General features: G+C 56.8%; 20 protein-coding genes. 9 read left to right on the top strand and 11 right to left on the bottom strand.

Going from position 1 to position 22,597, the window contains the following annotated elements:
* Window positions 1-38: 38 nt before the first annotated feature.
* Window positions 39-584: a L,D-transpeptidase gene (locus ACR0AP_RS03550; RefSeq protein ID WP_480486475.1), complete on the bottom strand. Its 546-nt coding sequence runs from the start codon at window positions 582-584 to the stop codon at window positions 39-41.
* Window positions 585-823: 239 nt separating this feature from the next.
* Window positions 824-2,323 carry a CoA-acylating methylmalonate-semialdehyde dehydrogenase gene (locus ACR0AP_RS03545; protein WP_209596112.1) on the bottom strand — a complete coding sequence of 500 codons (1,500 nt, stop codon included), beginning with the start codon at window positions 2,321-2,323 and terminating at the stop codon, window positions 824-826.
* 125 nt (window positions 2,324-2,448) lie between these two features.
* Between ACR0AP_RS03545 and ACR0AP_RS03540 the strand changes: the two genes are divergently transcribed.
* The 3 genes from ACR0AP_RS03540 (at window position 2,449) to coaD (ending at window position 4,405) form a co-directional block, all read left to right on the top strand.
* Entirely contained in the window at window positions 2,449-3,330 is an 882-nt protein-coding gene (locus tag ACR0AP_RS03540) for a LysR family transcriptional regulator (RefSeq protein ID WP_480505813.1), read from the top strand.
* Window positions 3,331-3,390: 60 nt separating this feature from the next.
* Window positions 3,391-3,828 carry a CBS domain-containing protein gene (locus ACR0AP_RS03535; protein ID WP_209504042.1) on the top strand — a complete coding sequence of 146 codons (438 nt, stop codon included), beginning with the start codon at window positions 3,391-3,393 and terminating at the stop codon, window positions 3,826-3,828.
* A gap of 85 nt (window positions 3,829-3,913) precedes the next feature.
* A complete protein-coding gene (coaD, locus tag ACR0AP_RS03530; protein ID WP_480505324.1) occupies window positions 3,914-4,405 on the top strand; it encodes a pantetheine-phosphate adenylyltransferase in 492 nt (163 codons plus the stop codon).
* Here coaD and gap (ACR0AP_RS03525) read toward each other — a convergent pair.
* Entirely contained in the window at window positions 4,397-5,401 is a 1,005-nt protein-coding gene (gene gap, locus ACR0AP_RS03525; RefSeq protein WP_480505321.1) for a type I glyceraldehyde-3-phosphate dehydrogenase, read from the bottom strand. The genes coaD and gap (ACR0AP_RS03525) overlap by 9 nt on opposite strands.
* A 296-nt stretch (window positions 5,402-5,697) precedes the next feature.
* Window positions 5,698-6,699, bottom strand: a complete 1,002-nt coding sequence (gene gap, locus ACR0AP_RS03520) for a type I glyceraldehyde-3-phosphate dehydrogenase (RefSeq protein ID WP_267363431.1) — start codon at window positions 6,697-6,699, stop codon at window positions 5,698-5,700.
* Between the two features lie 181 nt (window positions 6,700-6,880).
* On the opposite strand from gap (ACR0AP_RS03520), the gene ACR0AP_RS03515 reads away from it, so the two are divergent.
* Entirely contained in the window at window positions 6,881-7,840 is a 960-nt protein-coding gene (locus ACR0AP_RS03515; RefSeq protein ID WP_480481112.1) for a DUF808 domain-containing protein, read from the top strand.
* Between the two features lies 1 nt (window position 7,841).
* Window positions 7,842-8,249: a hypothetical protein gene (locus ACR0AP_RS03510; protein ID WP_480492716.1), complete on the top strand. Its 408-nt coding sequence runs from the start codon at window positions 7,842-7,844 to the stop codon at window positions 8,247-8,249.
* A gap of 45 nt (window positions 8,250-8,294) precedes the next feature.
* Here ACR0AP_RS03510 and tkt read toward each other — a convergent pair whose 3' ends face one another.
* The gene (gene tkt, locus ACR0AP_RS03505) at window positions 8,295-10,319 is read right to left on the bottom strand and encodes a transketolase (protein ID WP_480505319.1); all 2,025 of its coding nucleotides are present in this window, start codon (window positions 10,317-10,319) and stop codon (window positions 8,295-8,297) included.
* Between the two features lie 236 nt (window positions 10,320-10,555).
* Between tkt and ACR0AP_RS03500 the strand changes: the two genes are divergently transcribed.
* The 3 genes from ACR0AP_RS03500 to ACR0AP_RS03490 are packed head-to-tail and all read left to right on the top strand — an operon-like array spanning window position 10,556 to window position 12,038.
* A complete protein-coding gene (locus tag ACR0AP_RS03500) occupies window positions 10,556-11,299 on the top strand; it encodes a hypothetical protein (protein ID WP_480505317.1) in 744 nt (247 codons plus the stop codon).
* Window positions 11,299-11,694 (top strand): cell division protein ZapA, encoded by a 396-nt coding sequence (locus tag ACR0AP_RS03495; RefSeq protein ID WP_480481107.1) that lies wholly within the window; start codon window positions 11,299-11,301, stop codon window positions 11,692-11,694. Before ACR0AP_RS03500 ends, ACR0AP_RS03495 begins: the two co-directional genes overlap by 1 nt.
* Window positions 11,691-12,038, top strand: coding sequence for an MliC family protein (locus tag ACR0AP_RS03490; RefSeq protein WP_480505316.1), 348 nt, complete (start codon window positions 11,691-11,693; stop codon window positions 12,036-12,038). The genes ACR0AP_RS03495 and ACR0AP_RS03490 overlap by 4 nt, the downstream gene beginning before the upstream one ends.
* Window positions 12,039-12,044: 6 nt before the next feature.
* Here ACR0AP_RS03490 and grxD read toward each other — a convergent pair whose 3' ends face one another.
* The 6 genes from grxD to ACR0AP_RS03460 form a co-directional block, all read right to left on the bottom strand.
* Window positions 12,045-12,407, bottom strand: a complete 363-nt coding sequence (grxD, locus tag ACR0AP_RS03485; protein ID WP_209596128.1) for a Grx4 family monothiol glutaredoxin — start codon at window positions 12,405-12,407, stop codon at window positions 12,045-12,047.
* Window positions 12,394-12,684, bottom strand: coding sequence for a hypothetical protein (locus tag ACR0AP_RS03480; protein WP_480505313.1), 291 nt, complete (start codon window positions 12,682-12,684; stop codon window positions 12,394-12,396). The genes grxD and ACR0AP_RS03480 overlap by 14 nt, the downstream gene beginning before the upstream one ends.
* A 185-nt stretch (window positions 12,685-12,869) precedes the next feature.
* Window positions 12,870-13,106, bottom strand: coding sequence for a BolA/IbaG family iron-sulfur metabolism protein (locus ACR0AP_RS03475; RefSeq protein ID WP_209504030.1), 237 nt, complete (start codon window positions 13,104-13,106; stop codon window positions 12,870-12,872).
* 135 nt (window positions 13,107-13,241) lie between these two features.
* Window positions 13,242-15,401, bottom strand: a complete 2,160-nt coding sequence (gene purL, locus ACR0AP_RS03470; RefSeq protein WP_480505311.1) for a phosphoribosylformylglycinamidine synthase subunit PurL — start codon at window positions 15,399-15,401, stop codon at window positions 13,242-13,244.
* 180 nt (window positions 15,402-15,581) lie between these two features.
* Entirely contained in the window at window positions 15,582-17,828 is a 2,247-nt protein-coding gene (locus ACR0AP_RS03465) for a mechanosensitive ion channel family protein (protein ID WP_480505309.1), read from the bottom strand.
* Window positions 17,829-18,097: 269 nt separating this feature from the next.
* The gene (locus ACR0AP_RS03460; RefSeq protein ID WP_480481095.1) at window positions 18,098-19,006 is read right to left on the bottom strand and encodes a LysR family transcriptional regulator; all 909 of its coding nucleotides are present in this window, start codon (window positions 19,004-19,006) and stop codon (window positions 18,098-18,100) included.
* Between the two features lie 169 nt (window positions 19,007-19,175).
* Here ACR0AP_RS03460 and ACR0AP_RS03455 point away from each other — a divergent pair, with 169 nt between their 5' ends.
* Complete coding sequence (locus ACR0AP_RS03455) at window positions 19,176-22,595, top strand: indolepyruvate ferredoxin oxidoreductase family protein (protein WP_480505307.1); 3,420 nt, start codon at window positions 19,176-19,178, stop codon at window positions 22,593-22,595.
* Window positions 22,596-22,597: the final 2 nt, after the last annotated feature.

The following is a 22,597-nucleotide window of genomic DNA, read 5'->3' as shown; positions in this document are numbered from 1 at the left end:
GCGTATGACCGGGGCTTTTGCTTTTCTAAGCTGGTAAATTAGACCAAACGAACCTGTGTGCCGACCTTAACCAGTGGATACAATTCTTCAACGTGTTGGTTATACAGGCCAATGCATCCTGACGAGCTCTGCCGACCGATCTTGCGCGTGTCGTGCGTGCCGTGGACGAGATAAGCAGGCCAGTCCAGATACATGGCGCGCGTTCCCAGCGGGTTGCCTGGATCGCCACCTTCCATCCGAATAGGCAGGTTGGGGTCACGCTCGCGCATCGAGGCGGTCGGTGTCCAGCTTGGAAATTCGGTCTTGCGTACAACTTTTGTGTAGCCGCGTTTTGTAAGCTCTTCGCTCATGGGCACAGAGCTGGGGTACAGCTTATAGGTGCCATCCGGCGCCCAATAGTGAACCGCGCGGCTGGTAATGTCGGCCAACAGGCAGCCAACGCCCAGCTCATCAAAGTGATCCTGCCAGTTTTGTTGCGCGAAGGATGATACATTGCGCCGTACCGGTAACTGTGTGCTGATCGCGTCTTCTGTCTCCGGAAACGCGTCCGTGCTTTGGGCCCGAACAAGGGCGGGGGTCGCCATCAGGGATGCAACGCCCAGCAGGGCGGAACGACGGGTTATTCGGGAGTGGGACAAGGGTGCCTCCGGTAAATTCACTGCTCAATGTGTATTTGGCGGCAAGATATTTCCATTGGTCGCAATTTTCCAGAGTGACGCACCTGAATTTCTTGTGAACGTGGGGAATTTGAACGCTGCTCGGCGGAAAAATGCAAAAACCCGGCCCTGAATAGGGCCGGGTTCCATAGTCATGCAGGCTGAAATCAGTCCATGGCTTTGAAGTTGAACTCGCCACCTTCCTTGATGCCCGACGGCCAGCGTGCGGTTACTGTTTTGGTGCGGGTGTAGAACTTGAAGCTGTCCGGGCCATGCTGGTTCAGATCGCCAAACATGGATTTTTTCCAACCACCAAAAGTGTGATAAGCCAGCGGAACGGGGATCGGAACGTTGATACCCACCATGCCGATATTGATCCGGCTGGCAAAATCGCGCGCTGTGTCACCGTCGCGGGTAAAGATCGCTGTGCCGTTTCCGTATTCGTGGTCCATCGCCAGACCGATCGCCTCTTCGTAGGAACCTGCACGGACAGTCGACAGAACCGGGCCAAAGATCTCCTGTTTATAGATGTCCATGTCCGGAGTGACGTGGTCAAACAGGTGCGGGCCGACAAAGAAGCCGTCCTCATAACCTTGCAGGCTGAAATCACGGTTATCGACGACCAGCTTTGCGCCTTGCTCGACACCCGAATTGATCAGACCAAGGATACGCTCTTTCGCGGCGGCGGTTACTACAGGGCCCATGTCGACATCGTCACCAGCGGTGTAGGGGCCCACTTTCAGCTTTTCGACGCGCGGGATCAGCTTTTCGATCAGCTTGTCCGCGGTTTCTTCACCAACCGGAACCGCAACAGAGATTGCCATGCAGCGTTCGCCTGCTGCGCCAAACCCGGCACCGACCAGCGCGTCGGCGGCCTGATCCAGATCGGCGTCGGGCATGACGATCATGTGGTTCTTGGCACCACCAAAACACTGGGCGCGTTTGCCGTTTGCGGTGGCACGGCTGTAGATATACTGAGCAATCGGGGTAGATCCTACAAAGCTGACACCCTGAATGATCTCGCTGTCGAGGATCGTATCAACGGCCTCTTTGTCACCATTCACGACCTGGAACACACCCTTGGGCAGGCCGGCTTCGACAAACAGTTCGGCCAGCATCAGCGGAACCGAGGGGTCACGCTCGGACGGTTTCAGAACAACGGCGTTACCGCAGGCCAGTGCAGGACCGACATGCCACAGGGGCATCATCGCAGGGAAGTTGAAGGGCATGATCGAACCCACGACGCCCAGCGGCTGGCGCATGGAATACATGTCGATGCCGGGGCCTGCGCTGTCGGTGAACTCGCCTTTCAGCATCTGAGGCGCACCGATGCAGTATTCGATCACTTCCAGACCACGCTGCAAGTCGCCTTTGGCATCGGGAATGGTCTTGCCGTGCTCGCGGCTTAGTGCCTCGGCCAGTTTGTCCATGTCGCGGTTCATCAGGCCGACCATTGCCATCATGACACGTGCACGTTTCTGAGGGTTGGTTGCGCCCCATTCGGGCTGGGCAGCGGCTGCGGCCTCAATCGCCGCCGTGGTTTCCGCAGCACTGGCCATCGGGCACTTGTATTGAACCTCGCCCGTTGCCGGGTTGTAGACGTTGTCGAAACGACCGGATGTACCGGCGACCATTTCGCCGTTCAGGAAATGGGTCAGATCTTGCATCAATAACTCCTCCGATAGATTTGTGCGCACAATAGGCTTGCAGAAATCCCGCGAACAGAGGCAATATCTCAAAAGAGTTTTGCAAAAATGCAAAGGTAAATGGTGTGACCCCAAACTGGGATGATATGCGGATCTTTCTGGCCGTGGCACGCGAGGAAAGTCTTTCTTCCGCAGGTCGTATCCTGAAAATCGATCCCGCTACGGTGGGGCGGCGTGTTGCGCGATTGGAGGCGACGCTGGATTCCACGTTGTTCACCAAGTCGCAGCAGGGCTATGTCCTGACACCGGCAGGTCAGCGCCTGTTGGAGCATGGGTTGCATGCGGAAGAGGCGATGCGGGCAGCCGCCGGAGCTGTGGCCGGATCCACGAAATCACTCAGCGGGCAAATCCGAATAGGCGCGCCAGATGGCAGCGCAAATTACCTGTTGCCCCAAGTCTGTGCCAGGATCAGCGATTCAAACCCGGAACTGGATATTCAGATTCTGGCTCTGCCGAGGGTGATCAACCTGTCCCGTCGCGAGGCCGATATGGCCGTGACTGTCAGCGTGCCAACCGCAGGGCAGCTTTTGGTCAAGAAAGTCAGTGATTACAAACTGCACATGGTCGCGACCGATGAATATCTGAAACGTCACGAACCAATCCACTCGGTCGCCGACCTCAAGGGGCACCGGTTGATCGGTTACATTCCCGACATGATCTTTGACCGCGAACTGGATTACCTGAACGATATTGGGGTTGACCGTGTCGCGCTTGCATCGAACTCGGTCTCGGTGCAATTGCGGCAGGTCAGTTTGGGAACTGGCGTTTGTGTGGCACATGACTTTACGTTGCCTTTCCATCCGGGGCTTCGGAAAATCCTGACGGATCAAGTGAGTCTGACGCGCAGTTTCTATCTGGTCCGGCATGAAGGAGATCAGCGCAACGAACGGTTGAACCGCTTTGCCGATGCCCTGACACGCGGCATTCGCGAGGAAGTGCTTCGATTGGAAGCAGATGCCGGTGCTTGACAGGTCGCCACAATCGCGCAACGCTTTGGAATAAGTGTTATTATTCCGGAGGAGTTCTTCATGTTGGTACAGGCTATCCTGACGTCCAAAGCGACAGACGGCGTTGTAACGGTGGCGCCAACGGCGACAGTTTCAGAAGCCTCGAAGATTCTTGCGGAAAAGCGGATCGGGACGGTTGTTGTTTCTGACGATGGCGGAAAAACCGCAATTGGAATTCTGTCTGAGCGCGACATCGTCCGTGAGCTTGCCGCCAGCGGTAGTGGCTGTCTCGACCAGCCTGTAAAATCTTACATGACGCAGGACCTGATCACGACGACGCGTCAGGCCTCTGTTCAGGATATCATGGCCCGCATGACAGAAGGGCGCTTTCGCCATATGCCGGTTGTCGAAGACGGTAAACTGATCGGCATCGTCACACTTGGTGACGTGGTAAAGGCCCAGCTGGCCGAACTGGCGATGGAAAAGGACGCCTTGGAAGGCATGATAATGGGGCACTAACAGCAAGGGGTGTCAAAGCAATCACTTGCACCTGCAGCAAAGTTGTGTTTGCTTGCGCAGAAATTTTGTTGCGCAGGAGGGCGTGATGCGGGTTGGTTTGTATCCGGGAACCTTTGACCCTATCACCATAGGGCACATCGATATCATTCGCCGGGCGGCTGCATTGGTGGATAAACTGGTCATTGGCGTCGCCATCAACCGGGACAAAGGCCCGTTGTTCTCGCTGGAAGAGCGCGTCGCGATGATCGAGGCCGAATGTGTCGAACTGACCGAACAAACCGGCACAGAAATCATCGCTCATCCCTTCGAAAATCTACTGATCGATTGCGCAAGGGATGTCGGTGCACAGATCATCGTGCGCGGTTTGCGCGCTGTCGCGGATTTTGAGTATGAGTTCCAGATGGTTGGTATGAACCGCGCACTGGACGACTCGATCGAGACTGTCTTTTTGATGGCCGAGGCACGCCATCAGGCGATTGCTTCAAAACTGGTGAAAGAAATAGCCCGTTTGAACGGGGACGTGTCAAAGTTTGTCACGCCCCGTGTCAATGCCGCACTGCGTGAGCGGTTAGGCTAGGGCGCCCATCGCGGCGGCCGTATCCAGCATCCGGTTCGAAAAGCCCCATTCGTTGTCATACCAGGCCAGCACGCGAACCAGCGTACCGTCGGTGACTTTGGTTTCCGCCAGTGACACCGTCGAGCTGTGCGAGTCGTGGTTGAAATCGACCGACACCAGAGGACGGCTTTCCGCCGCCAGAACACCGGGGATCTTTGCAGCGGCATCAATGAACAGTTGATTGACCTCATCTTCGGTCGTTGGGCGTGAAACCTCGGCAACCAGATCAACGACCGAAACGTTCGGGGTGGGTACCCGGATGGCCTGACCCGTCAGTTTGCCCCTGAGTTGCGGCAGTACCAGCCCCACAGCGGCGGCTGCTCCGGTAGTGGTAGGGATCATCGACAGTCCAGCGGCGCGCGACAGGTAGGGGTCTTTTCCAACTGTGTCATGAACAGGCTGGCTGGCGGTATAGGCGTGAACGGTGGTCATGTTGCCATGTTTGATGCCAAGACCTGCGTCCAGAGCTGCGGCAACCGGAGAAAGGCAATTCGTGGTGCAGGATGCGTTCGAAACGATCAGATCTTCGGGCGTCAACTCGCTGTCGTTGACGCCAAAGACGATGGTTTTCACACCGCCGTCACCTCGTGCAGGGGCTGAGATCAGGACTTTCCGTGAACCGTTCTTGAAGTGACGTTCAGCCGCTTCGCGCGTGCGGAAAACACCGGTGCATTCCAGAACAACGTCGATGTCAGACCAGGGCAGGTCTTCGGGATTACGCTCACTGCTCAGGCGGATCGGGCCGCGCCCCACATCGAGGCCGGCGTCTGAAAGCGTGACAAGGTTGGGATAACGGCCATGAACACTGTCAAATTCGAACAGATGCGCGTTCATGTCGGGCTTGCCCAAGTCGTTGATCGCGACGATCTCAACGTCTGTACGCCCGCTTTCCATCACCGCGCGCAGAACCCCGCGCCCGATCCGTCCAAATCCGTTGATCGCTAGTTTCAGGGTCATGGCTCGCTCCATAAAATATCTCAGCTTTATGAGTTAGCGCTAACAATTACAGATCAAGCGAAATGTCAAGAAAAACCTCTCTCATCGCCAAAAAGCGAGCCAGTCCAGAAAGTCGTAAAGCTTCTTACCGAGGAACAACATGTGCTCGGTTCCATACAAGGCTACGTCCAGCATCATGCCCCCAAGCAGTAGGACGCCAAGCCAGATAGCGATTTGATTGTTCATGTCGGTTCCGAACGAAAATGCCCGCCCAGATAACCTGAGCGGGCACCAACGTACAAGCGAAGTCCGAAAGGTCAGTTAAGGCGACCCATGGCGACGGCTACGTCTGCCATGCGAACCGAGAAACCCCACTCGTTGTCATACCAGGCCAGCACGCGCACCATGCGATCATCGACGACGCGGGTCTGATCGGGTGCGAAGATCGAGCTTTCTTCGGTGTGGTTGAAATCGGTTGATACCAGCGGTGCGGGCTCATATCCCAGAACACGCTGCATCGGCCCTTTGGCTGCTTCTTCGACGATTGCGTTGATCTCGGCCACCGAAGTGTCACGCGACGCGCGGAAGGTCAGGTCAACCGCAGAAACGTTCGGGGTAGGGACCCGGATGGCGGACCCGTCCAGACGGCCTTTCAGGTTTGGCAGAACTTCACCCAAAGCTTTGGCAGCACCGGTTGAGGTCGGGATCATCGACATCGCGGCAGCGCGGGCGCGATAGAGGTCACTGTGACGACGGTCCAGCGTGGGCTGGTCTCCGGTATAGGCGTGAATGGTGGTCATGATACCGTGTTCAATGCCGACACCTTCGTCCAGCACCTTGGCAAGCGGGGCCAGGCAGTTTGTGGTGCAGGAGCCGTTCGACACCATGTTGTCGTTCGCGGTCAGGGTGTTGTGGTTCACACCAAAAACGATGGTCTTGTTCACGTTCTTACCGGGGGCGGACAGCAGCACCTTACCTGCACCGCGATCCAGATGTGTTTTGGCCTTGTTGCCGTCATTGAATTTACCGGTGCACTCCAGAACGACGTCACAGCCCTCCCAGTCTAGTTCATTCATATCGTAGGTCGAAAACATCTGCATCGGGCCACGGCCCAGATCCATTGTGTTGCCTTCGATCGAAACTTCGCGCGGGAAACGCCCGTGAACGCTGTCATATTTCAGCAGATGCGCAGAGGTTTCCAATGGGCCGGTTGCATTGACTTTGATCACTTCGATGTCGTTACGCCCCGACGCGGCGATGTGCGACAGGGTGCAGCGGCCAATACGGCCAAAACCATTGATACCGACCTTGATGGTCATGTGACGTCTCCTGATGCGCTTGCGTTGAGGGCCATATAGCGGCGAAATGGGAATCTCAAAAGGGCAAAAACGGCATATTCTTAAGGTGTTAGCGCAAACCTGCGACGGTTGCGCTAACGCTTGCGCTAGCCGTTGGATCAGGTAGGGTCCAGATGCGGCAGCGAAAGGGAAAGGAAACGCAATGAGTGGTCTTTTGGCCTTGTTGGACGATGTGGCCGGGATCGCCAAGGTTGCGGCGACATCGGTGGATGATGTCGTGGCTGCGGCGGGCAAGGCTGGGGCCAAGACTGCGGGAGTGATCATCGACGACGCCGCAGTGACACCGAAATACGTTCAGGGCTTTGCCCCGGCGCGCGAATTGCCGATCATCTGGCGTATCGCGCGCGGTTCGGTTTTCAACAAAATCATACTCCTGTTGCCGGTGGCCTTGTTGCTGGCCAATTTCGCCCCGTGGCTGATTACCCCCCTGTTGATGCTGGGTGGATCATATTTGTGTTTTGAAGGCGCCGAGAAGATTTTTCACGTCCTGTTTCCTCATGGTAGCCATGTCATTGAAGAGGATATGAAAAACCGGGACCCTGGCCATCTGGAAGAGCAGAAGGTCAAGGGCGCGATCAAGACCGATTTTATTCTGTCTGCCGAGATTATGACCATTGCACTGGCGGCGATTGAAGCCCCGAACCTATGGATGCAGGCCGCGACGCTGGCCGTTGTAGGGATCGGCGTGACGGTGGCCGTCTATGGGTCGGTGGCTCTGATCGTGAAGATGGATGATGTTGGGCTTTATCTGGCGCAGAACGCGCCAACACCTATCGGTCGCGGTCTGGGCCGAGGGTTGGTCAAGGCAATGCCCGGGGTGATGAAAACATTGTCCGTTGTCGGAACTGCGGCGATGCTGTGGGTCGGCGGGTCAATTGTGATCCACGGGATGGAGGTGTTGGGCTTTGGATGGTTGGGCCATCATATCCATGATTGGGCCTATGCAATTGGGCATTCTGTGTCTGATCAATGGGTTGGTGCGGTTGAGTGGGTATCCAAGGCCACGATGGATGGCGTATTTGGTTTGGCTTGGGGATTGGTTTTGATCCCTGTTGCGACCCGGATCATAGCACCACTGTTAAGTAAGAATGCGAAACACTGAATTGACCCGTTACCGTCTGGGCACGACCATCGATGGCCCGCTTATTCGAAAAGTGGGCACGCGCGGATCAAAAGGCAGATCCACAATTATTTCTGCTTTGAATGTTGCGGCCGACGAAGTCCCATTCGATGAATCCGAGCTTCTCAGTTTCTTGCATTTTCGTGTTGATTCCGCTTTCAGGGCGCAGGAGCGTAGCCGTTGGTTCGGGGGACGCTTTTACAACGCTTTAGTGGGTCAATCGGCTAATTATGTCCCGCTGTCTGGAACACATCTTCGCCAAGCGTTGTCTTGCCTCGGCCTGCAAGCACCTGAGAAAGTGGTGGTGCAAGGACGGTATGAGTTGCGGTTGGATTACGCTCTGAAAGCCTATGAAGAACTTGCACTTCGGGTTAAGGCTGAACCCAAATGAAAAGGGCGGCCAAGGCCGCCCTTTGCTCGATCAGATGGGACTGATTTACAGCCCCAACAATTCCTTGACCTTGGCCACGGTTGCTTCGGCGGTGATGCCGAAATGCTTGTACAGCTCACCGGCAGGGGCCGAGGCACCAAAGCTGGACATGCCGATGAACCCGGCTTTGGCTTCGCGGCCACGTTCACCCAGCAACCAACGATCCCAGCCGCCAGCACGAACCGCAGCCTCGATGCCAACGCGGACCGGACCTGCCGGAAGGACGCGCTTGCGGTAGGCTTCGTCCTGTTGGGCGAACAGCTCCATGCAGGGCATCGAGACGACGCGGGTGCCGATGCCTTCGGCTTCGAGCATCGCTTTGGCTTCCATGGCCAGCGACACTTCGGAACCTGTGGCAATCAGGATCGCCTGACGCTTGCCTTCTGCTTCGGCCAGAACGTAAGCACCCTGCGCGGTCAGGTTCTTGGTCTTGTGCTCGGTACGAACCGTTGGAACACCCTGACGGGTCAGCGACAGGACCGACGGGCTGTCCTTGAAGGTCAGCGCCAGTTCCCATGCCTCGGCGGTTTCAATGGTGTCAGCGGGGCGGAACACAAAAGTGTTGGGGGTTGCACGCGAGATCGCCAGATGTTCGACAGGCTGATGGGTCGGGCCGTCTTCACCCAGACCGATCGAGTCATGGGTCATCACAAAGACACTGGGGATCTTCATCAGCGCGGCCAGACGCATGGACGGGCGGGCATAATCTGTGAAGGCCATGAACGTACCGCCATAGGGGCGGATACCACCATGCAGCGCCATGCCGTTCATCGCGGCCGCCATGCCGTGCTCACGGATACCGTAATGGATGTAGCGACCCTTGCGGTTATCCGGAAGGAATACACCCATATCGGCCGATTTGGTGTTGTTCGATCCGGTCAGGTCCGCCGAACCACCAACGGTTTCGGTCATGATCGGGTTCACAACGTTCAGGACCTTCTCCGACGACGAACGGGTGGCCAGTTTTGGCTGATCTTCGGACATCTGTTTTTTGAAGGCACGAATGGCTCCGGCCAGACGTTTGGGGGCCTCGAACGCATAGGCGCGGGTGAACTCAGCCTGCTTGCGCTCGGACAGTTGTGCAAAACGCGCTTCCCATTCCGCACGCTCGGCAGCGCCACGCGCACCGATGGCTTCCCATGCGGATTTGACATTGGCAGGCACGTCAAACGCATCATGCGCCCAGCCATAGGCCTTTTTGGCGTCCTTCAGCTGATCCGCATCGGTCAGCGCGCCGTGCCCCTTTGACGTGTCCTGCGCCGCGTGGCCCAAAGCAATGTGGGTTTTACACGCAATCATGGTCGGCTTGTTCGACTTCTTCGCCTGAACGATGGCCGCGTCGATGGCCTTGGGGTCATGACCATCGATTTCGATCACATGCCAGCCCGAGGCCGCAAAGCGACGAACCTGATCGGTGCGGTCAGCGATATCGACGGTGCCGTCGATGGTGATATTGTTGTTGTCCCAGAAAACGATCAGCTTGCTCAGCTCGTGACGGCCGGCCAGGGTGATTGCCTCCTGGCTTACGCCTTCCATAAGGCAACCGTCGCCCGCGATGACATAGGTATAGTGGTCAACAACCTTCTTGCCATAATGTGCACGCTGGATTTCTTCGGCCATCGCAAAGCCCACGGCGTTCGAGATACCCTGACCCAGCGGGCCGGTCGTGGTCTCAACACCAGCGACCAGAAAGTTTTCGGGGTGGCCTGCGGTTTTTGCGCCCAGCTGACGGAAATTCTTGATCTCCTCCAGTGTCACATCTGCATATCCCGTCAGGTACAGCAACGAATAAACCAGCATCGAACCATGGCCTGCGGAAAGGATGAAGCGGTCGCGATCCGGCCAGTTCGGGGCCGAGGCGTCAAACTTCAGGTGCTTTTCGAACAGGACGGTGGCGACATCAGCCATGCCCATGGGCATACCGGAATGTCCGGAGTTTGCAGCGGCGACGGCATCAAGGGTCAATGTGCGGATGGCCGCAGCTTTGTCCCAGTGTTCGGGGTTGGCATTGCGCAGCGCAGTCAGGTCCACGGGCGTTGTTCCTTTGGATAAAAAGCAGATTGCGGGCTCAATACCACTCAGCACTCAAAGTGCAAGCAGAACCGGGGTTTATCCGCCTGGATTGCTTGAAGTGCGTGGCCCAAGTGGTTGAAAGCAAACAGTGGGTATTTTCTGTCGCATTCCGTTAGACTGGCGGCAGGCGGGATTCGATTTTGATTCGGATCGCTTCGCAACAGAATGAACCTTGATAAAGAGGTGACAGCGGCATGAGCCAACTTGAGGAATTACAGCACCGCATAATTGCGGCGATGGACCGTATCGGAGCGGGCGTCGACGCATTGGGCGGTGCGACCGCAGACGCCCAGCCGGATGACGGCGTCAAGGCGGCACTTGAAGATGAAAGAGTTGCGAACGCGCAGCTTCAGGAACGGCTGAAATCCCTGAAGGAGCAGCACGAACAGGAAGTGGACGGGTTGCGTGCCGATCTTGAGGAGTTGCGTACTGCGTCTACCGATACAGCCGAAACAGACGCTCTGCGATCCGAGCTGGAAGAAGCCCGTGCGAAAATCGCGTCGGTCGAAGCCGCGCGCGCTGAATTGGCCGAAGCCAAGGCCGCATTGGACAATAGCACCGAGCTGGAGGCGCTGAAGGCGGAAAACAGCCGGCTAAAGGAAGAACTGTCAGACACTGTTCGCGTCGACGACCTGAGCGCCGAGCTTGAGATGCTGCGCGCTGAACGGACCAGCCACGGCGCTGCAATGTCGCGGCTGGACGACGATCTGCAACGGATGCGCAAGGCAAACGAGCAGTTGCGCACTGCGATAGACGAATTGCGCGCCGCCGCCGCCGAAGGTGTCGCAGATGCCGAGCTGCTGAACCGGGCCACCGTTGCGGAACTGGAAGCAACGCGCGCGGCGCAGGCGTCAGACGCCGCCGAAGCGCAGGCCGTTCTTGCAAGGTTGGAACCTCTGCTGTCGCAGGCGAAACTTGTTGAAGGTGAGGTAGAGTAATGCCCGAAGTGACAATTCATATCGGCGGGCGCGGTTTTGACGTATCCTGCCGGGACGGGGAAGAGCCCTTTCTGCACGCTGCCGCCAAAGTGTTGGACGACGAGGCACAGGTACTGTCCGATCAGATCGGTCGTATGCCGGAATCCCGCATGTTGCTGATGGCCGGTTTGATGCTGGCCGACAAGACTGCGGCCACAGAGGACAAGGTCAAATCGCTCGAAGGGAAACTGGCCGCAGCCGAAGCCGAGCTTCAGGCGCTGCGAAGCGCCCCGGCGCCCGAACCTGAGCGCATCGAAGTGGCCGTGGTTCCACCATCCGTTACAGATACGCTGGCCGAACTGGCCGCACGAGCCGAAGCACTGGCCGCAGTAGTTGAGGAGAAAAAGGCACGATGAGGTTCCTGCGCAAATTCATCTGTGCGGCGGCGCTGGTTACGCCCGCGACAACAGCATTGGCTGAGATTGATATTCTGTCTGTCACCTTCACCTGCGAGAGCGGAATACCGCTGCCTGTCACCTATTTCAACGCGCCGGACAGTACGGGTGCAGCGGCAACCTTGGTGGACAACTCACTTGTTGTGATGCGCCAGGTCGAAAGCGGGTCTGGTATCCGCTACGAATCCATTGGTGATGGCGGAACATACATCCTGCGCTCGAAAGGGTGGGACGCGTCCGTAAGCTATTTGGCGGCAGGCGCCGCCGTTGAGCAGGAGATATACCGGGGTTGTTCCAGCCGGTAGGCCGGATTACGCGTTCGCTTCGCGGATTTTGTCGGCCGCTTCCTTGTTGTAGCCGACGTTGTTTTCGTCGAACAACGCGTCCAGTTCGCCCGAAAGGGTCATCTCGGTGATGATATCGCAGCCGCCAACAAACTCGCCTTTGACATAAAGCTGGGGCACGGTCGGCCAATCGGAATAATCCTTGATCCCCTGACGCACTTCTTCGTCGGCCAGGACGTTCACATCCGTGTATTCAACGCCCATGTAGTTCAACACCCCGGCCACGCGCGAGGAGAACCCGCATTGCGGCATTTCCTTGGTGCCTTTCATATACAGCACCACATCGTTGGCTTTGACGGTTTCGTCGATCTGGGTCTTAACGTCGGTCATCTTGTTTTCCCTTTTCATCCGCATCTGCGGGGATTGTTCCATCACTGGGCAAGCTGGGTGCCCATCCTTCCGTTTCAAGCCGCCGGTGTTCGGCCTGCGCCATTTTCACAGGATCAAGCCCGTATCTCTCAAGGCCACCCACTTTGCTGAGTTCACCCGGATCCGGACGCATATCGGCGAGGTTGCGTTTTCTGTTCCGCTTCACATAGGCTTCGATCACTGAAGCGGCAACTATCAAAGCTGCGAATATACCTATCCAGAACAACAAGCCATTCATAATTGGGCGCTCTCAACCTTTGCGTTGTGTGAGTTTTCGCCGTCTCATATTCCTTGTGACGCGCCAATATCTGGGCCCATATTTAAGAAGCTTTGGCAGATCACAAAACAGGATCGCCAAGGAGTTGATAATGTCAAAGAACAGAAAGGTTAGTCTCAGTAGAGCCCATCCTATCGGTTCTTCCACTATTCAGGCACTTTCGTCGTCAACGCCAGTGCGTGCAGCTCTCCATCCGGGCCATCCATCTTGCCCTTTAGGGCTGCGTAAACCGCGCGTTGTTGCTGCACCCGGTTTTTGCCGCGAAAGCTTTCGTCCACCACCAGGGCGGACATATGAACACCGTCGTTGCCGCCGACCTGAATATCCGCATCAGGAAAAGATTCTCGCAGCAGGTGTTCGATTTGATGGGCGCTCATCGGCATGTAGGTAACTCCTGAAGGTCTTTCCAAAGATGTAGAGCGCCTGAACCGGGCGCGCAAGGGCACATGAATATGCCAAAACGACGAAACCTGCGCTTATTCAGAACGCAGGTTTCGAGCGAGATTTATTCAGCCTGATCAGGCGACGGCGTCGGCAAAGCTGTTGCGGAAAACGGTCGTCAGGTCTTCTAGCGAGGCCTCCGAACCGCCGATCCTGACGGTATCTCCAGTAAAACGACCTACAGAGGCCAGCGGAACACCTGCCTGACCTGCCGCGATCATCAACGCCTCGGCCTGATCAAAGTTGCACGCGATCAGATACCGTGCCTGATCTTCCCCGAACAGGAAGTCCGTCGGTGCATCATCGAGACAAACGCCAACCCCGGCGGCCTCGGCCAGTTCGAAGGCCGCAAGCGCAAGACCGCCATCACTCAGGTCTGTGCAAGCCTTGATCATACCTCGATTGGCGCGAATGAAATCACCATTGCGTTTCTCGGCGTCCAGATTCACATGTGGCGCGTCGCCATCTTCTCGGTTGAAGACCTCGGCCAGAAGGGCGGACTGACCCAAATGGCCTTTGGTTTCGCCGATCACCAAAGCCACGTGGCCTTCGCGTACCTCGTTGCCGATGATTTCATCACTGTGGTTCAGCAGCCCGACAGCGCCAATTGTGGGGGTGGGCAGGATCGCCTGACCGTCGGTTTCATTATACAGTGACACGTTGCCTGACACGATCGGCATATCCAGCGCGCCGACTGCGGCGCCGATGCCCTGAATGGCGCCGACAAACTGACCCATGATTTCGGGCTTTTCCGGGTTGCCGAAGTTCAGGTTGTCTGTTGTGGCCAGCGGTTTGGCGCCAACAGCCGTCAGGTTGCGGTAGGCTTCGGCCACCGCCTGTTTGCCGCCCTCAACCGGGTTGGCACGGACGTAGCGTGGGGTCACATCAGAGGTAAACGCCAGCACCTTGTCGGTGCCGTGGACGCGCACCATACCCGCACCCAGACCCGGTGTTCGGTTTGTATCCGCCATCACCATCGTGTCGTACTGCTCATAAACCCACTGCTTGCCCGCGTAGTTGGGCGACGAAAGTAAGGCGCGCAGGCCGTCAATCGGGTCGATCTGAGGCACTTCGGCCAGGTCCTCGGCTTCGGGCGTCGGCACCCAAGGGCGATCATATTCGGGCGCGGTCGAAGACAGTTTGGACAGGACGAGATCGGCCTTGACCTCACCGTTGTGCATGATCAGGAAGCGGTCTTCGGCAATGGTTTCGCCAACGATTGCGAAATCGAGATCCCATTTTTCGAACACGGCGCGGGCTTCGGCCTCAAGTTCGGGTTTGAGAACCATCAGCATGCGTTCCTGAGATTCGGACAGCATCATTTCATAAGCTGTCATGTTCTCTTCGCGCTGGGGGACGTTTTCCAGATCCAGACGCACGCCCAGACCGCCCTTATCGCCCATCTCAACGGCGGAACAGGTCAGGCCCGCAGCACCCATGTCTTGAATCGAGATCACGGCACCGGTCTGCATCAGCTCAAGCGTTGCTTCCATCAGGCGTTTCTCGGTGAAGGGATCACCCACCTGAACAGTGGGGCGTTTTTCCTCGATGGTATCGTCAAACTCGGCCGAGGCCATCGTCGCGCCGCCGACACCGTCGCGTCCGGTCTTGGCACCCAGATAAACCACAGGCATGCCCACGCCCGACGCGGCAGAGTAGAAAATCTTGTCACTGTCGGCCAAACCGGCGGCAAAGGCGTTCACAAGGCAGTTGCCGTTGTAAGCCGGGTGAAAGCGGACCTCGCCCCCAACGCAAGGCACACCGAAACAGTTGCCATAGCCGCCAATGCCTTCGACCACGCCGTTAACCAACTGGCGGGTTTTGTGGTGGCCGGGTTCACCGAAGGACAGCGCGTTCATCGAAGCGATCGGGCGCGCACCCATGGTGAACACGTCCCGAAGGATGCCGCCGACACCCGTTGCCGCGCCTTGATAGGGCTCGATGTAAGACGGGTGATTGTGACTTTCCATCTTGAAAACAACGGCCTGACCGTCGCCGATATCCACGACACCGGCATTCTCGCCCGGTCCGCAAATGACCTGAGGTCCCGAGGTCGGAAGAGTGCGCAACCACTTCTTCGACGACTTGTAAGAACAATGTTCGTTCCACATAGCCGAGAAAATGCCAAGCTCGGTAAAGGTCGGTTCACGCCCGATGATCTCGAGGATCATGTCGTATTCCTCGGGCTTGAGCCCATGTGCGGCAATCAGATCGGGTGTGATGGCGGGCTCTTGCATCTTCTGTCCTGTGTCCAAGTGGGCCGAGATTGCGCGCCTTGTAGGGCAAGCACGCGCGTGTGGAAAGGGTCAAGTCGGCGCAGGTCGCGTCTTTCAAAGAAAAACGGAACCGGCTTCACGGCCGGTTCCGAAAAACTGCACAGCAGTCCTGTTGCAAATCGCAGACGTAATCCCCGAAGGTTACGCCGATCCCTGGTCCTTGTTGACTTCAGCAGCAGCTGCGGCACCAACAGCAGTCTTCTGTTCGGGCGTCAGATGCTCGACCTCTTCCAGTCCGGGAATCGCAACGCGCACCTCGCGGCGGGCAAAGTCGATACCGTTTTCTTTGAAGGCTGCTTTGACCCGGTTGAAGATTTCCTTGCGCAAGGTGAATTGCTTGCCCGGTTTGGCCATAAATTTACCGCGAATGATCATGCCCACATCATCAAAGTCGAACACGCCCTGAGACTTGAAGGGCTGTAGGAAGCCTTCTTTGTGGGTTTCGTCCTCCATCATTTCAGCCCCGATCTTTTTGAAGATTTTCTTGACCTTGTTGGGATCGGTATCGAAGGGAACGGTGAATTTCAGCTTCATAATCACCCAGTCACGGCTGTAATTTGTCAGTTTCTGGATTTCTCCATAAGGGATCGTGTGCACAGGCCCCCTGTGATGACGCAGTTGCATTGAACGGATCGAGATTTTTTCGACCGTTCCGGTGGTTCCGCCCACATCGACATATTCGCCGACGCGGAAGGCATCATCGACCAGAAAGAAAACACCACCGACGATATCTGCCACCAGTTTCTGAGCACCAAAGCCGATGGCCAGACCCAGAACACCGGCACCGGCCAGAAGCGGTGTGATGTTGATACCCAGCGCACCCAAGGCCAGCAGGCCAAAGATTACCGAAATTGTGACTTGGGCCGTAATCCGCATCAGCGGCAAGACCGTCGCCAGACGAGAGCCTCCGGCACCGCCGCCTTCACCGCTTGCTTCCTCGTCGACTGCTTCAGCTGCGGTCTGTTCCTTGGCCAGCCTGCGGTTGATCCATAGTGAAACAACCTCGTTCAGGATGTAGCCGACCGCAATGATCAGAAGGAATTCAATGACAGCGCCGCCAACTTCGGCACTGACACCGGCCGAGGCGACATTGCGCAGGTCAAGATGCCACGCGCGGGCGATCATGAAAACCACGACCAAACCCGCAATAACCCGCCCAATACGGATATAGCTGCGCTTGGCCGCGCGATGAGCGCGTTCGGCCAGCGGGCCTTCGCCTGACATTGGTGGCTGCAAATGGCGTACCAGCCCGCGGATCAAAGTGTCGAGAGCAGGGGCAATCAGTAACCAGAACATGGTTGTGAAATGCGCACCACGACCCAACAATCTCAGCGTCGATGGATCGCGTTGTGCGACCAGGAATTCGACCAGCAGCCAGATTGTCACCGAAACACCAATGGCGAAGTAGGGATAATAATGCGCAACTTCTTCATCGAATTTCGTGTGATCCGGATCTGTTCCCAGCATCATCTGAGACAACCCTTCGCGCGCGGTCCATGCGATAATAGCGATATAGACATGGGTTGCCGCGTTCAGCCAGAAGCCGATGCGTGTATCGTCACCTGTCACGCCATTAAGAGCGTTAAAGCGCACAACAAACAGTGTGAACCCAATCAGGATCAACAGCCCGATCAGATTGCGATGCAGATATTTTGCCCAATGGTCGTCAATACTCACCAACCGATATTTGGGCTTCTCCGGTGCCAGAACAAAACGTGAGGCCGCAGCCCCCAGGCGTGGAATCCAGATCAGATAGAAAACAAACGGAGCGGCATAGGTGATCTGTTCGGGTGTCAGAAGCCCGCGACCAATCACGCGAATGACAACATAGAACACGATCAGCCCGGCAATTTCGCGGCAGAACCTGCGGAACAGGTAACTGATGGCGCCCCTGAGATCGGCCTCATCCCCAACTTCGGTCGCTTCATGCCAGCGACGGGTCAGGAAAATGAACAGTTTCTCGGCTATGAAACCCGCAATCAACACAGAAAGAATAAGCCCAAACAGGGTAAGGACGCCGGACGTTCCAAACGTGTCGCTGAAATTGCCAAACGCAGTTATCTGTGCCGTGACAATATTGGGAAGCGTGGTCAGAACATGTGTCCAGGACGAGACCATCTCGGCCCATATCTCACTGATTTCGGTCAGCGGGTCTTCCACGTTCGCCTTCTCGGCAGCCTGCTTTTCGGCGACCGCATCAAGGCGCTCTAACAGAATGGCGCGCACCTGGTCATCTGACATGCGGGCAACCAGACCATCGACCTGCTCAGGTGTTAGATCGTCCGGAATGGTCACTGAAGAAGTTGAGCCGGTATCTTGCGCATAAAGCGGAACCGCCAAAAATAGAGTGCAGACAATCGCCAACATAAGGCGGAATGGGTGGAACATGATTCTCCCTCGAACACGAAATTATCTCGTTTTTTTGGGATCATATGCCTATGCGTGTATTTTTCCCAGAGCTTTCGCTGACTTGATGCAACGCCTAGAGCAAAAAAAAGGCCGAGCAATAAGCTCGGCCGTAGTCCAACAGGGAGGTATGAAGATGATGAGCGTTTCAGCATCACCGCCTTCGAGTGCTCATTTAGGGGTCAGTTTATAAACGTTCAAGGAATTTAACCCTGAAATGTCCTCATGTCCGCTATGCTATTTGTGCATAGCTAAAGTTTTCCCATCTTTTTCAGTTGTTTGCGCTGTGCGATGATCTCGTCCTGCACAAAGTCGCGGAACGCCCCGACACGTTTGGAGTGTCGGAGTTCTTCGGGATAAGCCAGATAGACCGGCACGTCAGCGGTTTCGACATCCGACAGAACCGGCACAAGATGCGGGAAATCCTGTGTGACGTAATCTGGCAGAACCCCAATGCCGAGATTGTGCAACACTCCCTGAAGGACGCCGAAGTAGTTGTTTACAGTCAACAGGGATGCGGGATTGTAGGTCATTAGGTGGCGAACCATGGCCGCGCTGGCGCCCACCTGGGGTGCCGCGGGTGTTTGACAGATCAGCCGGTGATTTTGGATATCCTCCAGAGATTTCAGCATTCCGCCATGCGCTTCGATGTAGTTGTGCGTCGCGTAAAGCGCCATCTGAACCGTCATCAGGCGTTTTCGCACAAGATCTGCCTGGCTGGGTTCCTTCATGCGAATGGCGACATCCGCTTCTCGCATGGGAAGGTCCAGAACACGTTCTTCCAGCATCAGGTCGATGTTCAGATCAGGATATTGTTCATAAAGCTTGGGCAGGCGCGGGGCGAGCCACAGTGTGCCGAACCCAAAGGTCGTCGTGACCCGAAGAACGCCAAAGACCTCTTCCTCACTGTCGCGAATGCGTGCAGCAGCTGCGTCCAGCCGTTTTGACATGGCGGATGTGGCGTCGAACAACAGTTCACCCTGTTCAGTGAGAATCAGCCCCCGGGCGTGGCGGTGAAAAAGGGTGGCATCCAACGACTCTTCCAGCGCGCGGATCTGTCTGCTTACGGCGGATTGAGACAAATTGAGCTTGTCCCCGGCATGTGTGAGGCTGCCCGCATCGGCCACCGCGTGAAATATTCTAAGCTTGTCCCAATCCATCGCCGCAACTTTCGTTATCTTTTCGAACGCCTATATGAAACAGGTAACAAGTTCTACAATCAAAGGCCGAAATCGTTACGGTTCAGTGCATAAAACCTATACAGGTCAGAAATTATGACCTAAAATGTACTACGAACATGCACACTGATCTGGCGAGGGGAGACGTCTGATGAGTCAGCCACAGATTACGTTAAACGACCGGTTCGATCTTGAGAAAAGCCCCGTTCTCCTGAACGGAACACAGGCGCTTGTCCGGTTGATGTTGATGCAAAAGGCCAGAGACCGGCAGGCGGGGCTGAACACTGCGGGGCTGGTGACTGGATATCGTGGCTCGCCACTTGGCGCTGTTGATCAGCAGATGATGCGGGCGCAAAGGCAGTTGTCCCAAAGCGATGTTACGTTTCAATTCGGATTGAACGAAGATCTGGCGGCAACGGCGCTGTGGGGCAGCCAACAGGCCGGCTTGCGCGGCGACGGCAAGTTCGATGGGGTTTTTGGGCTTTGGTACGGCAAGGGGCCGGGCGTAGACCGGTCCGGTGATGTCATGCGCCACGCGAATATGGCCGGAACCGCCAAGCATGGCGGTGTGCTTATGGCGATGGGTGATGACCATACCGGCGAAAGCTCGACCGTGTTGCATCAGTCCGAATGGTCACTGGTAGATATGTATATGCCTGTCGTCAGCCCGGCGGGTGTGCAGGAAATCCTCGACTACGGAATTTACGGCTTTGCGCTCAGCCGTTTTGCTGGGGTTTGGGTTGGGCTAAAAACCATGAAGGACACAATCGAAGTAACTTCGGTTGTGGATGGTCGCCCCGACCGAATGCAGGTTGTTGTACCTGATTTCGATATGCCGGAAGGTGGTTTGAATATTCGCCTTGGGGACACGCCGCACCTGCAAGAAACGCGCGTCATCGATTACAAAAGGTTTGCAGCCGAGACGTTTTCGCATGCCAACAAGCTGGACAAGCGGATTTGGGGCAAACCGGGTGCAAAGATCGGGTTTGTTGCCGCGGGCAAGAACTGGCTGGACCTGACCCATGCGCTGTCGCTTTTGAACATCGACGAGTCTGAAGCCGAACGGCTGGGGATCACCACCTACAAGGTGGGACAGACCTTCCCGCTGGACATGGTCGGGTTCCACAACTGGGCCGAAGGGCTGGACCTGATCGTGATCGTCGAGGAAAAGCGCAAGCTGATCGAGGTTCAGGTCAAAGAAGCTATCTTTGACGACCGCCGCGGTCGCCGGGTTTATGGGTGGTACAAGGGCGGCGCCGGTACGTTGCACCGCGATGAACTGTTCCCGACCCGCGGCGCGCTGGACCCTATCATGATTGCCGAAAAGCTGGGTGAGATCCTGATCGAAGAAGGGCGTGAAACCGATGGTATTCGGGCTGGGCTGGCCTCTTTGTCCGAGGCGCGCCGGGCCGACAACGCACAGGAAATCGCAACACGGCTTCCTTATTTCTGCTCGGGCTGCCCGCATAACAGTTCGACCAAAGTCCCCGATGGCAGCCGTGCCTATGCAGGGATCGGTTGTCATTACATGGTCCAGTGGATGGACCGGAATACCACGGGCTTTACCCAGATGGGCGGTGAAGGCGCGAACTGGATCGGTGAGGCCCCGTTTTCGACCACCAAACACGTGTTCCAGAACCTTGGCGATGGCACCTATAACCACTCGGGCGTTCAGGCGATCCGCGCGGCGTTGTCTGCGGGCACGAACGTCACCTTCAAGATCCTGTTCAACGATGCCGTCGCCATGACGGGCGGGCAGGAGAATGAAGGCGATCTGACCGCAGAACGGATCGTTGCCGAAGTCAAAGCCATGGGTGTCCGTGAGGTTGCTCTGGTCTATGACGAAAAGGAAGACGTGAACTTCAAGGCTCTGCCGTCGAGTGTTCAGACATTCGAGCGTGCGGAACTGATGCACGTGCAAGAGAAATTTCGCGAGATCGAGGGCGTCTCGGTCATCGTTTATGTTCAGACCTGTGCGGCCGAAAAACGCCGTCGCCGCAAACGCGGCACGTTCCCGGACCCGGACAAGCGCGTATTTATCAATACCGATGTCTGCGAAGGCTGCGGCGATTGCGGGGTGCAGTCGAACTGTGTGTCGATTGTGCCCAAGGAAACAGAACTCGGACGCAAGCGCGCCATCGATCAGTCAAGCTGCAACAAGGATTATTCCTGCCTGAACGGCTTTTGCCCATCCTTTGTCACGCTTGAGGGGGCGAAAATCCGCAAAGAGGCAACGACCGAAATCGACTTGCCGGACCTGCCGATGCCGGTGTTGCCCAAGATCAGCGGCACCCATAACGTGGTGATCACGGGTGTCGGGGGAACCGGTGTTGTCACGCTGGGCGCGATTCTTGCGCAGGCTGCCCAGATTGACGGCAAAGGCGCGGGCATGATGGAAATGGCGGGCTTGGCGCAGAAGGGCGGCGCGGTTCACATCCATTGCCGTCTGGCCAACGCACCCGAAGACATCAGCGCCATCCGTGTCGCAACCGGCGAAGCCCATGCGCTGATCGGCGGTGATCTGGTGGTGTCCGCTGGAGCCAAAACTTTGGGCCTGACGCGCACAGGCCGTACAGGCGCCGTTGTGAACAGCCATGAGACGGTAACAGGCGACTTTACGCGCAATACCGAGTTCCGCATTCCTGCCGATCAGCTGGAACTGGCCCTCCAGGCACGGTTAAAAGAAGGTGTCTCGCTGTTTGACGCGACCGAGTTGGCACGCGCCGTGATGGGCGACTCGATCTATTCCAACATGATGATCTTTGGCGCGGCGTGGCAGCGGGGGTTGTTGCCCGTCAGCCATCAGGCGATCTTTGATGCCATCGAATTGAACGGAACTACGATTGAACGGAACAAGCGTGCGTTCGATATCGGGCGTTGGGCGGTTCTGCATCCCGCTGAAGTGCAGTCCATTCTGTCCCCGACCGTGACCGAGATGCCCAGATCGCTGGATCAGAAGATCGAATTCCGCGCAAGCCATCTGACCGATTACCAAAGTGCGCGGCTGGCCAAACGGTATCGCAAGCTGGTCGACAGTGTTGAGGATGCGGATATCCGCGAGGCGGTGGCAAAAGGCTATCACAAGCTTTTGTCCTACAAGGATGAATACGAAGTCGCGCGCCTTCTTCTGACAAGCCGTGACAAAGCGGCTGCCGAGTTCGATGGTGATTTCAAGATGACGTTCCATCTGGCCCCGCCCTTTTTGGGGGAATCGGGCAGCAACGGCAGACCCCGCAAACGTGCGTTTGGCGAAGCCATCCTTGGCCCACTGAAGCTTTTGACCCGGTTGAAGGCACTGCGCGGTACGCCACTGGATATCTTCGGCTATTCGTCGGAACGCAGGATGGAACGTGCGTTGATCCGTCAATATGAAAAGGACATGCGCGAGGTTCTGCCGCTTGTATCGCAGACAACACGCGATGCGATTGCCGCCCTGGCTCGTTTGCCGCTGGATATCCGTGGGTTTGGCCCCGTATTGCGCGAGAACGAGGCCAAAGCAGCCAAACGGCGCGAGGAGTTGCTGGCCGTCATTCGCGGCGGAGGGACAGGGTTGCAGGCTGCGGCGGAATAAAA

The organism is Ruegeria sp. AF7, assembly GCF_056541885.1.
The sequence above is the reverse complement of the archived record's forward strand: the minus strand, read 5'-3'. Positions and strand labels throughout refer to the sequence as shown.

Bases quoted from the DNA above. Each gene is read 5' to 3' on its own strand.
- ACR0AP_RS03550 (WP_480486475.1), bottom strand. From the start codon at position 584: ATGGCGACCCCCGCCCTTGTTCGGGCCCAAAGCACGGACGCGTTTCCG.
- ACR0AP_RS03545 (WP_209596112.1), bottom strand. From the start codon at position 2,323: ATGCAAGATCTGACCCATTTCCTGAACGGCGAAATGGTCGCCGGTACA.
- ACR0AP_RS03540 (WP_480505813.1), top strand. From the start codon at position 2,449: ATGCGGATCTTTCTGGCCGTGGCACGCGAGGAAAGTCTTTCTTCCGCA.
- ACR0AP_RS03535 (WP_209504042.1), top strand. From the start codon at position 3,391: ATGTTGGTACAGGCTATCCTGACGTCCAAAGCGACAGACGGCGTTGTA.
- coaD (WP_480505324.1), top strand. From the start codon at position 3,914: ATGCGGGTTGGTTTGTATCCGGGAACCTTTGACCCTATCACCATAGGG.
- gap (WP_480505321.1), bottom strand. From the start codon at position 5,401: ATGACCCTGAAACTAGCGATCAACGGATTTGGACGGATCGGGCGCGGG.
- gap (WP_267363431.1), bottom strand. From the start codon at position 6,699: ATGACCATCAAGGTCGGTATCAATGGTTTTGGCCGTATTGGCCGCTGC.
- ACR0AP_RS03515 (WP_480481112.1), top strand. From the start codon at position 6,881: ATGAGTGGTCTTTTGGCCTTGTTGGACGATGTGGCCGGGATCGCCAAG.
- ACR0AP_RS03500 (WP_480505317.1), top strand. From the start codon at position 10,556: ATGAGCCAACTTGAGGAATTACAGCACCGCATAATTGCGGCGATGGAC.
- ACR0AP_RS03495 (WP_480481107.1), top strand. From the start codon at position 11,299: ATGCCCGAAGTGACAATTCATATCGGCGGGCGCGGTTTTGACGTATCC.
- ACR0AP_RS03490 (WP_480505316.1), top strand. From the start codon at position 11,691: ATGAGGTTCCTGCGCAAATTCATCTGTGCGGCGGCGCTGGTTACGCCC.
- grxD (WP_209596128.1), bottom strand. From the start codon at position 12,407: ATGACCGACGTTAAGACCCAGATCGACGAAACCGTCAAAGCCAACGAT.
- ACR0AP_RS03480 (WP_480505313.1), bottom strand. From the start codon at position 12,684: ATGAATGGCTTGTTGTTCTGGATAGGTATATTCGCAGCTTTGATAGTT.
- ACR0AP_RS03475 (WP_209504030.1), bottom strand. From the start codon at position 13,106: ATGCCGATGAGCGCCCATCAAATCGAACACCTGCTGCGAGAATCTTTT.
- purL (WP_480505311.1), bottom strand. From the start codon at position 15,401: ATGCAAGAGCCCGCCATCACACCCGATCTGATTGCCGCACATGGGCTC.
- ACR0AP_RS03465 (WP_480505309.1), bottom strand. From the start codon at position 17,828: ATGTTCCACCCATTCCGCCTTATGTTGGCGATTGTCTGCACTCTATTT.
- ACR0AP_RS03460 (WP_480481095.1), bottom strand. From the start codon at position 19,006: ATGGATTGGGACAAGCTTAGAATATTTCACGCGGTGGCCGATGCGGGC.
- ACR0AP_RS03455 (WP_480505307.1), top strand. From the start codon at position 19,176: ATGAGTCAGCCACAGATTACGTTAAACGACCGGTTCGATCTTGAGAAA.